Here is a 12,456-nt window from a genome sequence, read left to right on the forward strand (position 1 = left end):
CCTACTTGGCGGCTGGTGACACGGACCCGAGTCCTGGGCCTGGACGAAGACACCCTCGGGTGAAAGAACTTCAACGATGTTCTCTGACACACAAGGCGAGAGGAACTCCGTGACCGAGCACAGCCCGACCCCAACCATCCCTGACGACGTGCCCACCTCCGTGGTCTACGACATGGCCGCCGAGACCGCCACGCACCTGTCGGCCCGCTACGTGCGGCTCTCGGAGAGCGTCGCCACCGAGGACGAGCGTCAGCGCTGGTGGACCAAGGTCATCGAACTGCGGGACGCGAAGGACGCGGTCGACGCCCACGACCGGGCCACCCTGCTCGCCCGAATCTCCGCATGGACGGCTGAGATCCGCGCGTTGGACGAGGAGCGCCGTGGCTGACCGCGACCCCTACGAGCTGCCCCCGGGCCAGCTGCAGGAGCGCTTCGACAGGCTGGTCGTGCCCTACGTCTTCGCCGGCCGCCGACCCCAGCGACCGGCCGATCGCGATCCTCACCGGCGCGCAACCGGCCGCCGGCAAGAGCCAGGCCATGGCCTCGGTCCGGCAGCAGAACGCGGACCGCGACGTGATCCAGCTGCCGGGCGACGAACTGCGACAGTTCCACCCGGACTTCCTGGAGTTGATGGACACCAACCCCATCGGCATGGTCCCGGCCACCCAGCAGGCGTCGACCGCCTGGATGCAGATGAGCTTCGTCTACGCGGTCGAGCACGGCTACTCCTTCGTCGCCGAGGGAACCTTCCGCAACACGGACGCGGTGCTCGCCGACGCCCGCTTCTTCGCGACCGGCCGGCGCGGTGAGAAGTTAACGGCCCCGCTCCCCGAAGGCCGCCACCGTCACGAGGTGTGGGTGCTCGCCCTCGCGGTCCGGGCGGAGCGCAGTCGGCTCGACGCCATGTACCCGCTACCTGGCGCCCGGCGCGGAGCCCGGCCGCTGGGTCTGGCCCGTGTGGGCCCAAGCCTCGTACGACACGATCCCCACCACGGTGGCCGCCGCCGAGATGAGCCCACACGTCCACCGTCTGATCGTCACCAACCGGACCGGCGCCGACCTGTACGTGAACGTCCGCCAGGCCGACGGCACCCTGCTGCGCCCGCCGACGGCCGCCGAAGCAATCCACGCCGAGCGGGCCCGCCCGCTGCCAGTCGCCGAGGCCGACGGCTGGCTGGCACGCCAGCAGGACGTCGTGCTCCAGTTCGTCGCCACCGATCAGGTCACCGCGACGACTCACGAGGGGCTGGCCATCGCCATCACGGACGCCCGGACCATCATCCCGATGTCGAGCAGCGCCGGCGGCCAGCGGCTGCTCGATGCACAAGCGATCCAGAGCGGACTGAGCCAGGTGCTCCAGTGGGCACACGAGGGCCCTCATCTGCAGCGCCCCGTGCTCCTCGTCCCGGACTCAGTACTCCACACGCGGCTGCTTCGCCCGGGCGGCCAGACCGACCCGCGCCCGACGGAGCTGCGAACCGAACTCGGCCGCCGAGCAGCACTGAACCCGACGGTCCGCACGGCCGAAGACGCGATCCGCACAAGCGCCCAGACCTTGGCCGAACTACGCCGCGGCGGCCTGACCCCCAATAACCAGATCGACGTCACCGGCCAGACCGCCGCGGCTCGCGATGCCGCCGCCCAGATCACCCCAGCGGCGCCCTCACATGCCACCCGGTCCCCGGCACAGGCGTCGTTCTCTAAGCCTCTCAAGCCATCCCCGCCTCCCAGGGGCAGTGGCCCACCGCCTGGACCTGGAACCCCACCACCCGGCCCGCAGATCGGCCGGGGACCCAAAGGCCTATAGGGGGAGCGGCCGGAATACGGCCGGAAGCCGCCGTAGCGATCTTCGGCGGCCGGTCGCTCCCCTTGGTCGCCGTCGACATCCCGGACGACGGCACCGGCGAGGAGCCCGGGTGAGGCGCAGATTTCCGCAGGATTGAACGCTAAGGATTGATCTTGCGGGTGGCGCGTTCGAGGACCCGATAGACGGTCGCCCGGGAGACGGATGGAGAACAGTTCGGCGAGCTCGGCGATCGTGTGCGTACCCGCGCTCTGGATCTCGACGGGGTGGGCCTGCTCGGGGTCGAGCGTGATCGGTACAGGATCCTCCGGTAAGCGCAGTGCCGCTGACGCCGCGTTCTGTGGTCAGCGGTGGGGGTGCTGGCCGGTGGGACGGATGACGATCTCGCCGATGTCGACGGTGTCGGGTTGGTCGAGGGCGAACAGGACGGTGCGGGCGACGTCGTCCGCGTCGAGCGCCGGGTCGGTGACGCGGCCAGGTGATCTCTCTCCGGTGTCGACGAGTCCGGGTTGGATGAGGGTGACGCGGACGCCGGTTCCGGTGACTTCGGCGCGGATGGACTGGGCCATGGCGGTCACGGCCCACTTGGTGGCGGAGTAGAGCTGGCCGGGGACCGTGACGCGACCGGTCACCGACCCGGTGAGCAGTAGGTGCCCACAGGAGCGCACGAGGGCGGGCAGGGTGGCGCGGGCGACGAGGGCCGTGCCGTAGACGTTCGTGAGCACCATCTCGCGCCACCGCTCCGGGGAGCCGGTGGCGTGCAGGAACGAGGTGGGGGTGAACACCCCGGCGTTGGCGAACACGGCGTCGAGCCGGCCGAACACCTCCTCGGCGCGGGCGGGCAGGGCAGCGACCTGCTCCCAGTCCTGTACGTCGCAGGGCACGGCTACGGCCTTGGTCGGGCCGCCGAGGTCGTCGACGAGGGCGTGCATGCGGTGTAGTTCCCGCTGCTGTTTGGTCGACAGCTTGGGCTGCTTGCCCCGCAGCTTCCCGCGGGCGCGGGCGACCGCCATGCCTTCGCGGGTGCGCAGGCGCAGCAGATCGACTTCGAATTCGGCGAAGGTGGCGAGGATGTTGAAGAACATCTTGCCCATGGGGTCGGTCGGGTCGTAGACGGTGCCGCCGAGGGAGAGCCGAATGCCGCGGGCGGCCAGGGAGTCGGCGATGTCGCGGGCGTCGGGCACGGAGCGGGCGAGCCGGTCGAGTTTCGGTACGACGAGGGTGTCGCCGGCTCGGACGGCGGCGAGGGCTTGGTCGAGGCCGGGCCGGGCGCGGGTGGTGCCGGTCAGGCCGTGATCGAGGTAGATCCGGTCTTCGGTGACGCCGAGCTCGGTGAGCCGGTCGTGTTGGGCGGTGAGGTCCTGGGCGTCGGTGGAGCAGCGGGCGTAGCCGATCAGGATCGCGGTCACCGGGGGAGCGTACGGATAGCCCCCGACAACTGAGACAGTCTCCGGACGGGTCTTGTGAGACGCCGTTCGCCCTGGTCACATTGGCTGGTGATGTCTGTGGCGTGGTGTTCGTTGGGGGTTCCTCTAACGAACACCACGCCGATCATCGGTTCAGGATTGTGTGATCGGTGCCTGAAGTTCGGTCACCCAGCGTCCAGGAGCCCCCGAGGGGCATTCGAGGTAGAGCTCGCGGGGGTATCCGACAGCCCGGTAGTCGCTGGTGTCGATCCATGCAGCCAGGGTCTGGCCGGTGGAGACGACCACGTTCATGGACCCGCGGTGCACGATGGTGGCCGCGGAGGGGATCTCCGGGAGGTCCACGATCGCGAAGTCGTGGCTGGCGTCGGGCTCGGCCGCGACCGGCAGGGCCGCATGGACGATGATCGTGTCATCTCCCCGCGGAGAATCCGAGTAGTAGGCGATGGCGGGTCCCGTCGGGGTCAGGCCGACGTGTGCCAGCCGGCCGACGAGGTCGGGGAAGAGTGGCTGCAGGACCGGTCCGATGTCCTCGGGTGCGTAACTGACGGCTGTGGCCACCAGTTCCGCGACCCGGACCGGGGTGATGCGCTTGACCAGAACATCGTCGGTGGGCATGCGTCCCTCGTTCTCGATCGCGCGGAGCCTCGCCTGCACCCGGGCCAGCCGGGCGGTGTCCGCCGCGATCGTCGCCTCGAGTTCCGCTCGACGCAGCCTCAGCATGCCGCGCAGCTCCTCGACGCTGACCTGCTCGTCGAGGATCACCTGCACGTGCTGGAGGGTGAAGCCGAGGTCCTTCAAAGCGATGATGCGGTTGAGCCTGGCGAGCTGACCGGCCTGGTAGAAGCGGTAACCGCTTGCCGGGTCGACGCGGGCGGGCCGCAACAGTCCGATCGCGTCGTAGTGACGCAGCATGCGAACCGACACGAGCCCGCGCCGGGCGAAGTCTCCGATACTGAACATGACGCTTCCTGGTGTAGAACCTGCCACCGTGTCACGGTCAAGGCCGGCCCAGACGATTGTTCGACGTCGTCGACATGGTCGCGCTCGACAACCCGGTAGCAGGCCGTGAAAGGCGTGCCACCGCACGGATCCGGGGCTCAGTGGCCGGGCCTGCCTCAGCCGGGACCGGCTGGTCATCGTGGCTCATTGCTCGTCGGTGTTGGTGGGGTTCCGTAGTGGGCGTAGGTCTCCGGCCAGACCGGGCCGGACAAACGGGTACGAGCCGTGGAAGTTGATGTGCTCGAAGATCAGGGGGCTCAGCCGGGATCGGATCTCGGCGGACAGGGCCATCCCGCTGGCTTCGAGGGCTGTGACGGCGGCGTCGATGTACCAGGAGTTCCACAGAACCACGCAGTTCAGGGCGAGTCCGAGCGCGCCGACCTGGTCTTCCATGCCGGTCTGGTAGCGCTGGCGGAGCTCGCCGCGGTTACCGAAGAAGATCCGCCGGGCGAGGTTGTGCCGGCCTTCGATGATGTTCTGCTGGGCGCCGATCATCCGCCGGTAGGACTCGTCATGCAGGACCTGGAGCACGTGGAGGGTCTTGAACAGCCGGCCGTAGGCGACGAAGGCGTTGCCGAGCCCGGTCGGGTTCCCCTCCCGGGTGAGCATGCGGATCACGTCGTGGGCGCGGACCTCCCCGGTGATCAGGGAGCCGGCGACGCGGAGCGTGTCCTGCCAGTGCTCGACGATCCGGGCCAGGTTGACCGTGTGCCCGGACACCGTGTTGAGCGGCCCGTAGTCGGCATCGGGGCGGGTGCGCCACAGCCGGGTGTCGGCCAGGTCGGCGATCCGCGGGGAGAACTGGTAGCCGCTGATCGCGAACAGCCCGAAGACAAGATCCGAATACGATCCGGTATCGGTCGTGATGATCTCCGGGGGTTCGTCGACGTCGAGGTTGTGCAGGGCATCAAGAATGTGCAGGCTGTCGCGCGGGGTGCCGGGCACGACCAGGCCACCGAGGCCCATCACCTTGTCGGAGACGACGTTGAGCCAGGTCGCGCCGGCGCGGCGTTTCGAGCCGGCGAAGTACTTCGCGCTGGGTCGGGCGGCGATCGACCGGACCGGGACGACGAAACGCATCCCGTCTGCGCCGGCGACCAGACCGCCACCCCAGTCGGTGGTGATGTCGACCTGGTCCTGGGCGCCGACCAGGCGGGCGGAGGCGACGCTCATGCACTCGGCGCGGACGTAGGCCTGGTCGGCGCCCAGGAGCCGGCCGCGGGTCAGCGCCCGCACCGCCGGGTTCGTCACCGGGACCAGACCGATGTTCGTCGACTCCGCGACCAGAACGCCGGCGAGACTGAGATCGAAGTCGGCGGGGCGGGCATCGGAACCGGAGATGTGGGTGAACGCGCCGGGTAGGCCGGTGCGCTCGAAGACCTCCAGTAGCAGCTCGGCGTAGTCGACGCGGGGCAGCAGCGCTGCCACGGCGTCGCGGGCCGCCTCCATCCCGGCAGGGTCGGGGGCGGCGGCGAGCCGGTCCAGGCGGATCCGCCCGCCCTCGATCTGCACGGCGCTGTTCGTCGGCAGGCCGGCAGCGACGTGACGGTAGGTGGCATCCAGGTCGGAGACGAGTTCGGCGAGATGGTCGGTGGCCTGCTCGGGTAGTCCGAGAGCGGAGAGCACCCGGGGGCGGGTCTGCTCCCAGGCGTCGCCGTCGGGGAGACGGGCGCGGGGATCACCCCACCGGTCCGCGCCCAGGGCGTAGACGTCCTTGTGGCGCAGTGCCCGGTGTAGATGTTCGAGCACGCAGAACACGTAGGCGTGCTTGTCGATCAGCGGTGCGGTCAGTTGCGGGTTGGCGTACACCAGCCGCCGCCACGAACCGGTCACCAGCCCGGCATGCTCCTGGATGTGCGCCGCCTCCGGGGTGCGCCGTACCTTGACCCGGGGAAGGCCCCGCAGCGCCGCCACGATCGGCGCGCCGGCCGGCGTCGCACCCCAGGCGATCGTCTCGGCCAGCAGTTCCAGGAACCCGGTCACCGTGGCGTAGCGGGTGACCAGTTCGGTGCGCCAGTCCGCGTCGTCGTCCTCGGCATCGTCGGGCAGATATTCCGCCACCGTCACCAGCGCCGCCTGCAGCTTCTCTCGCGGCACGACCTGCTCGATCGCGGTCCACATCTCCGCCAAGGTCATCACCTGCCCGTCCCGAGCCTGCGGCACGTCGAGGAGCACGGTGATTGCGGCCGCGACCCGCGCGGCGGCCTTACGGAAGCGGGGCAGGGTCTTGAGTCGCTTGGTGTCGCTGACCCGTTCGGCGCGGGCCAGCAGCTTCGTTGCCATCAGGATGTCGAACAGCAGCAGCGCGTCGTCGACCGAGACGGCTTCCAGACGGCGCACCGTGGCCAGCACGGTCGCGACCTTCCGATCATCTTGCAGGCCCCGGATCGTCGTGGCCTTCGTGACCATTAGGCGGCGAGCTCGGCGAGTTTCACCGGCGGCACCGCCGCCACGTCCACCCCGCCGGTCCCCACCGCCCACACCGACGACACCCGGTCCAACGCCCCGACCATGCCCCGCCCGGACACCGCGGTCACTGTCCGTGCGCATCTCCTCCAACGTCGAGACGTGTTTGCCGTCGGGTACCCGCAGCAGCCCGACGAGCTCCCGGCGCATCTCCACCGGGGTCGCCTCGCGCAGCACCTGGTGGATCCGGTCCTGCTCAACGGTGCGCACATCGGCGACCGCCCGGGCCAGCACCGTGATCCCGGGCAGCAGCACCCGCTCACCCAGCAGCCACGGCACCGCCCGGTCGAACAGCTCGCGGCGCGACGGCGTCGACGTCCACACCCGCGACGCCAGGAACGCCCGCAGCATCTCCTCCGCCGCGCCGAACGTCCGATAGCCCAGCAGGTCCCGGATCTCCCGGGCGTGCTCATGCTGGGTCGGCAACCGGTCCGGGTAGCCCTTCAGACAGCCCGGGTCCGCCACCCCGACCTGCTCGGCCATGAACGCCGCGACCACCGCGGGCACCTCCAGCAGGATCCGTCAGGAACGTCCCCACCATCCGCGCCGTCGCCCACTGCACCGACCAGCCCAGCCGGTTGGCCTCCCGCCGCTTCGACTCCGCGCGCAATGGTCGACTCAGGTCCGCCTGCAGGCCTTGAGCGCCTCCCCCGCCCTGACGCCCGAGAAGCCTCCCTTCTCGGGCGTCAGAAATCAGGGGAGTGGTGGCTACACGGCGTCACCAACCTCCGATACGTTTCGTTCCTCCGATACGTTTCGTTGTTACGTCACTTATAACGTAACAACGAAACGTATCGCGGATGGGTGGGGTGGGCCGGAAGTCGGGACCCGACGCGCGACGCTGCGTGGGACACCGCCGTGGGCAGCCGCGTATCCGGCGCGGCACGGGCTGTCGATTACCGCCTCGCCAGCAGCCGCCGGACCTGCTCAAGATCGCCAGGTTGCGCGCCTGCCCACCGCTGGTAGGTGCCGGCGTCGAACCCCGCGAGGTCCACAACGGCTCGCCGGGCAGCGACTCCCTGCGCGGCGAGCCGGACGTCGATCAGCGGGTTCCGGTCGTCGCCACGGCCGGGCGTGGCGTCGAGAAGCGGGCCGAAGTACAGCGGCGTGCCATGCAATCCCGCCGTGGTGATCCGTGCCCAGAACACGGCGCCGAAGCCGGGGCCCTACTGCGGCGGGCGCGTCCAGGCGCGGACGGTAGAAATGCGCCGGCGGACGCCACGTACTGCGTCGAGTACAGCGACGCCTGGAGGTATGCACCGCTGGCGTACTAGACGGGGCGCCTGCCCGGGTCGTGAGCACTCGTAGCCCAGCCAGATCATCGCCGTTTGCACCTGGCGACGCGTTCCTTTGAAGTTCTTCACCCAGCTGGGGGTGCCGGTAAGAAACGTGTCACCAGCCGCAAACGGCGATGATCTAGATGGCCTGTGGCTCGGCGGCGAGTTCGTGGCGGGTCCGGCCGGCGACTCCTCTGGCGTCAGGGACAAGCGCCACGAGATGATCATCTCTATGGCGGATGTGATTTTCTTCGATCTGGACGGCACCCTGGTCGATCATCGAAGCGCGGTCTTGGAAGCGATCGGTCAGATCGTCCAGGCCGCGCCGAACGCGGCGGCTCCACCGGAGGAGCTGGTGACGCTGTGGTGGACGCTGGAGGGGCGCCACATGCGGGAATACCTGGCCGGTCAGTGCTCCTTCGCTGAGCACCACCGACGCAGGCTCCGTTCCTTCCTGCCGATGCTCGGCGAGCCGGTTCCGGAAAGTCCCGGTCTTCTGGACGCCTGGATCGCCGACCGCTACCTCACCGTGTTCGAGGAGTCCTGGCGGTGCTATCCCGATGTCCAGCTCTGCCTGGAGACCCTGAAACGGCTCCCCCGAGGACCGCGTCTGGCCGTTCTCACCAACGGGGACCCCGAGCAGCAGCGCGCCAAGCTCGCCCGCTTCGGCCTCCTGGAATACTTCGAAGCCGTCCTGACCCCGACCGAGCTCGGTGTGGCCAAGCCCGTCGCCTACGCCATCGCCTGCCGGTGGATGCGGACGGACCCCGCGCAGGCGGTCAACGTGGGCGACATGCTGGAAAGCGACGTGAACGCGGCCGCCCTCGCCGGGCTCACCGGCATCTGGCTGGACCGCGGCGTCGACTTCATCACCGGTGGACCATCGCCGACGGCAGACGAGACGGTACGCCGCATCGAACGCCTCACCGACCTCCCCGACCACCTATCACGTACGAACGCCTGACCGGCTCTGAGTCGGCTCCCTGTGGCTGTAGGAGTTCCAGGCCGTCGCACTCAGCTACTTTGCCCCTCGCCGTAGCTTCGGGATATCCGGGCCGTCACGCTGTGGGGAGGTCGGTGAGGTCCAGGCGCCGGTCGGTGCGGAGCTGGATCTCGCCGTAGGGGGTCATGTTGGTGTGGAACAGCGGGGTGAGGCCGCGCCGGTCGGCGTCGGTGAGGACGTCGTCCCATTCGGGCAGGGCGAGGGTGTCCTGGATCATGAGGGTGTTGATGAGGCCGAGGGCGGACTGGAGGATGTGCAGGCACAGCATCCCGAGCTCCTGCTCCTCCCGCCGGTTGGAGGCCAACTCGCCGCGCTTGCCGAACTTGATGTAGTCGTTCACGCCGTTGTAGTTCTCCACCACGTTCAGCCCGGACTCGGTCTCCCGCTGAAGATCCCGGTCGCGGAGCCAGCGGGCCAGGAAGATGGTGCGCTGCGCGCGCCCGACTTCCAGCATCGCGGCGTAGGCCGGGTGGGTCGTCTCCGAGGTGAACCGGCGCAGCAGGGCCTCGGTGGAGGCGGTGCGCAGCCGGATGGCGGTGGCGTACTTCATCATCAGGTCGTAGTTGTTGGCGATGATGTCCCACCGGATCGGCCGGGTCAGCGCCGGTGCGAGCAGCGGGTAGGAGTAGTCCTCGCCCCGCCCCGGCAGGTAGAGCTTCATCTTGTTGATCTGCTTGAACCGGGCGATCAGGTCGAAGTCCAGGAGCCGGGTGATGCCGAACCCGACGAAGCTGGCGCCGTGGGAGTCGACGAAGTTCTGCTCGATCTCCATGTCGGTGCCGTGCCGCATCGCGCCCTCGACCATCGCGTGGACCTCTGAGGCCGAACACGAGATGAGCTGGGAGTGCACGGCCATGGACCCGCCGGTCTCCACCGTCCAGTAGATGAGGACGCCGCGCTTGGCGCGCCGGTAGCGCGAGTGCCACTCGGTGAAGATGTTCTGGTCGAACGCCGAGAAGTGGGTGGAGTCCGAGGCGACCGCGGTCGTGCCCTCACCCCACAGGGCGGCCTGGCGGACTGTGAAGGTGGCGTTGGCGATGAGGTGGGCGGCCTCGCGGCAGCCCTCGACGGTCAGGTAGCGGCGGCGGGTGTAGTGCAGGTCGTCCTCGGTGTGCCGGTGGTCGCCGGCGGCGACCGCGCGGATCCCGGTGCCGGTGCCGTAGGCGTAGATGAGCAGCAGCAGCCGCTCGAACAGCACCGCCGCCTCCAGGTGGTTCTGGGTCCCGGCCGGGGTGAACACGCTCAGGCAGCCGGTGCGCAGCGCGGTCTCGGTGAGCATGTCCATCAGCGGCACGACGCCCCACCGGTCCCGGATCGCCGCCTTCAGACGGCGCAGGTTCCGCGGCTCGGGGACGGCGTCCAGTGGGGTCAACTGGATCGCCCCGGCGTTGCGGCGCTCGGCGATCTTCAGCCAGGCCAGGCCAGGCCCTTGCCCGCCAGGCCGCTGTTCAGCGCCGACAGCTCAGCGTCCATCTCGGCACGCAGCTGGTCGATGAACACCTGCGGGTCCAGCGGCTTGCGGATCTTGGCGTAGTTCTCGGCCCGGTTCGCCTCGAAGTCCTTCGGCAGGTCGTCGTCGGGGTTGCGCCACCGGTCGGCGCCGAGGACCCAGATCTCCTTGCACCGCAGCTTCTCGCGCAGCGCCTGGAACACGCCGCACTCGTACACGCTGCGCAGGATCCGCTGCCGCTTCCTGCTGTCGGCCCGGTACAACAGGTCCACCAACTCAGCCGGGACGATCCCCTCCACAGGCACGTGCTCGCCCAGCGCGTAGCACTTGACCCTGTTCGACTCCTCAGCCTTGTACCGCTTGATCAACGCCAGGGCCGCCATCATCGGCGCGTGCACGGTGTTCGTCGACCCGAACTCCAGCGCCTCCAGGATCTGGATGAGGCCGGTCCGGTAGTGGCTGGTGTAGGAGGCCTTGAACACCCGCTGCTTGTGCTGCCGGTAGGTGCTGCCCTTCGTCTTGTACTCCTGAAGGAGCGACACCAGCGTGCCGTGGCCGCCCGGCACCGCCGGGTAGATGACGTCCTCCACCGCCGCCCGCGGCTGCGACAGCGCGGCCTCGGTCATCTTGAACAGGATGTTCTCCTTACCCGACACCCTCTTCAACTGCGCCACGAAATCGCTGGTCACCTTGGTGTCGGCACGGGCATTGATCCGATGCACCGTGGAGATCAGCAGATCGACCAGCGTGTCGATGATCTCCCGCGCCCGGCAGTACACATACGCCGCCAGCAGCGTCACCTTCACCTCATGCGGATGCGACCGCAGGTGCGAGGGAGCCTCGGCTGCCACCCGCGCCCGCCACGACGCCAGCACCTTCGGCGCCACATCCGCGAACAGGCCCTCCGGCAGGCCCACCGCGCGGATCGCGGTCAGCTTGAACACCTCCCGCTCAATCGTCTTCACGCTCACGTTGCCTGGCTCCTCCCGGATCACCGCGAACACGTCCACCCCGACGGCCGCCGCGGCCCCGAACAGCGCCCTGTCGTTCTCCTCCTGGCCCTCGGCGGCGTCGCCGGGATCGGCGCTCTTGGCGATCAGAGCAAGCAGCCGCGGGATCGCGTCTGGCGATCCGGGCGGTCTGCGTCTGCTCGGCCTGCCGCAACGCGCTCCCGATGATCCGGCGGAGCCGGTCCCGGGTCGGCGGCTCGATCCTCTCCTCGCGCAGGTGCGCCAGCAGCTCGGCGCGGACCCGATCGACCTGCCGTTCCTTCTCGCATACCTCGACGGCCAGCCAGGCCGCGGCCTTGTCTGCGTCCGGGACCGAGCACTCCCGGAACCCGAAGTACTTGCGAATATCCGCGCGATGCGCCTTGATCGTCCGGCCGTCCCACGGATACAGCCCCAGCTCAGCGGCGGGCACACCCACCAGCTTGGCGACATAGGCGACAGCCTGATCGGGGATCTCGGAGCGGCCCATCGGGAACCGGCCGTGCACCGCGTAGAACCGCAGCAGCAGCGCGAACCCGAGCTTCGTCGCGCCCCGCCGGCCCGACAGCTGCTCCAGCTCGTCCCCGACCAGCGTCCAGTTCCCGACAAGCTCGTCCTCGTCCAGCACACGCGCCACGAGGCATCCGGACCTTCCACGAAGCGGGCAGCCAAGCCGCCACAAACCCCACGAATCCGGATCAATACTGGCTGCACACGATCAGCGGCGTCCGACGATCAGAGAAAGATCCCTCAACCCTCTCCGGACACCACCGCTGAGCTGGGCGTACTCAATCGCGTGTACCTGGTGACACGAGTCTTACCGACACCCCGACACGGACCCGAGTCCCGGGCCTTCAACGACAACGACACGGCCTTTCAGGCGTCGCTGGTCGCGGTGGAAACGCCCCTGGGGCTGGGCGGCAAGTCCATGTGCCCGCTGACGTTGACGAGCAAGTCCGGGCGCCCGGTGCTGAGCGTCGAAGTGCCTGCGCGGTCCGGGGTTACGGTGGCGTTCCGGTGCCCTGTCCCACCCGCGCCGCA

The 12,456-nt window shown here is 69.2% G+C and carries 11 protein-coding genes and 1 pseudogene; 5 read left to right on the forward strand and 7 right to left on the reverse strand.

Annotation, left to right across the window (positions count from 1 at the left end; translation table 11 throughout):
* Nucleotides 1-109 precede the first annotated feature (109 nt).
* The 3 genes and pseudogenes from AC559T_RS04760 (at nt 110) to AC559T_RS04770 (ending at nt 1,807) form a co-directional block, all read left to right on the forward strand.
* Nucleotides 110-388, forward strand: a complete 279-nt coding sequence (locus tag AC559T_RS04760) for a hypothetical protein (RefSeq protein ID WP_498867888.1) — start codon at nt 110-112, stop codon at nt 386-388.
* A pseudogene (locus AC559T_RS04765) lies at nt 385-780 on the forward strand (zeta toxin family protein); the annotation flags it as partial. The gene AC559T_RS04760 and the pseudogene AC559T_RS04765, both read left to right, overlap by 4 nt.
* Nucleotides 781-955: 175 nt before the next feature.
* Nucleotides 956-1,807 carry a hypothetical protein gene (locus AC559T_RS04770; protein ID WP_498867889.1) on the forward strand — a complete coding sequence of 284 codons (852 nt, stop codon included), beginning with the start codon at nt 956-958 and terminating at the stop codon, nt 1,805-1,807.
* A gap of 341 nt (nt 1,808-2,148) precedes the next feature.
* Here AC559T_RS04770 and AC559T_RS04775 read toward each other — a convergent pair whose 3' ends face one another.
* The 4 genes from AC559T_RS04775 to AC559T_RS04790 all read right to left on the reverse strand — a co-directional run bounded on the left by AC559T_RS04775 (nt 2,149) and on the right by AC559T_RS04790 (nt 7,814).
* On the reverse strand, nt 2,149-3,213 hold the full coding sequence (locus AC559T_RS04775; protein WP_498867890.1) for an SDR family NAD(P)-dependent oxidoreductase: 1,065 nt from the start codon (nt 3,211-3,213) through the stop codon (nt 2,149-2,151).
* A gap of 150 nt (nt 3,214-3,363) precedes the next feature.
* Nucleotides 3,364-4,191 carry a MerR family transcriptional regulator gene (locus tag AC559T_RS04780; protein ID WP_498867891.1) on the reverse strand — a complete coding sequence of 276 codons (828 nt, stop codon included), beginning with the start codon at nt 4,189-4,191 and terminating at the stop codon, nt 3,364-3,366.
* A gap of 183 nt (nt 4,192-4,374) precedes the next feature.
* On the reverse strand, nt 4,375-7,203 hold the full coding sequence (locus AC559T_RS04785) for a Tn3 family transposase (RefSeq protein ID WP_498867892.1): 2,829 nt from the start codon (nt 7,201-7,203) through the stop codon (nt 4,375-4,377).
* A gap of 389 nt (nt 7,204-7,592) precedes the next feature.
* The gene (locus AC559T_RS04790) at nt 7,593-7,814 is read right to left on the reverse strand and encodes a hypothetical protein (protein ID WP_498867893.1); all 222 of its coding nucleotides are present in this window, start codon (nt 7,812-7,814) and stop codon (nt 7,593-7,595) included.
* Between the two features lie 391 nt (nt 7,815-8,205).
* Between AC559T_RS04790 and AC559T_RS04795 the strand changes: the two genes are divergently transcribed.
* Nucleotides 8,206-8,937, forward strand: coding sequence for an HAD family hydrolase (locus AC559T_RS04795; RefSeq protein ID WP_498867894.1), 732 nt, complete (start codon nt 8,206-8,208; stop codon nt 8,935-8,937).
* A 94-nt stretch (nt 8,938-9,031) separates the two neighbouring features.
* On the opposite strand, the gene AC559T_RS04800 is transcribed toward AC559T_RS04795, so the two are convergent.
* The 3 genes from AC559T_RS04800 to AC559T_RS04810 are packed head-to-tail and all read right to left on the reverse strand — an operon-like array spanning nt 9,032 to nt 12,052.
* A complete protein-coding gene (locus AC559T_RS04800) occupies nt 9,032-10,348 on the reverse strand; it encodes a Tn3 family transposase (protein WP_498867895.1) in 1,317 nt (438 codons plus the stop codon).
* A gap of 35 nt (nt 10,349-10,383) precedes the next feature.
* The gene (locus AC559T_RS04805; protein ID WP_498867896.1) at nt 10,384-11,397 is read right to left on the reverse strand and encodes a hypothetical protein; all 1,014 of its coding nucleotides are present in this window, start codon (nt 11,395-11,397) and stop codon (nt 10,384-10,386) included.
* Entirely contained in the window at nt 11,378-12,052 is a 675-nt protein-coding gene (locus AC559T_RS04810; RefSeq protein WP_498867897.1) for a DUF4158 domain-containing protein, read from the reverse strand. Before AC559T_RS04810 ends, AC559T_RS04805 begins: the two co-directional genes overlap by 20 nt.
* Before the next feature lie 168 nt (nt 12,053-12,220).
* On the opposite strand from AC559T_RS04810, the gene AC559T_RS04815 reads away from it, so the two are divergent.
* Nucleotides 12,221-12,456, forward strand: a 236-nt coding sequence (locus tag AC559T_RS04815; RefSeq protein ID WP_498867898.1) for a hypothetical protein, incomplete at its 3' end; no start/stop codon positions are given.

It is taken from the genome of Frankia sp. Hr75.2 (assembly GCF_949319125.1).
Taxonomy (GTDB): Bacteria; Actinomycetota; Actinomycetes; order Frankiales; family Frankiaceae; genus Parafrankia; species Parafrankia soli.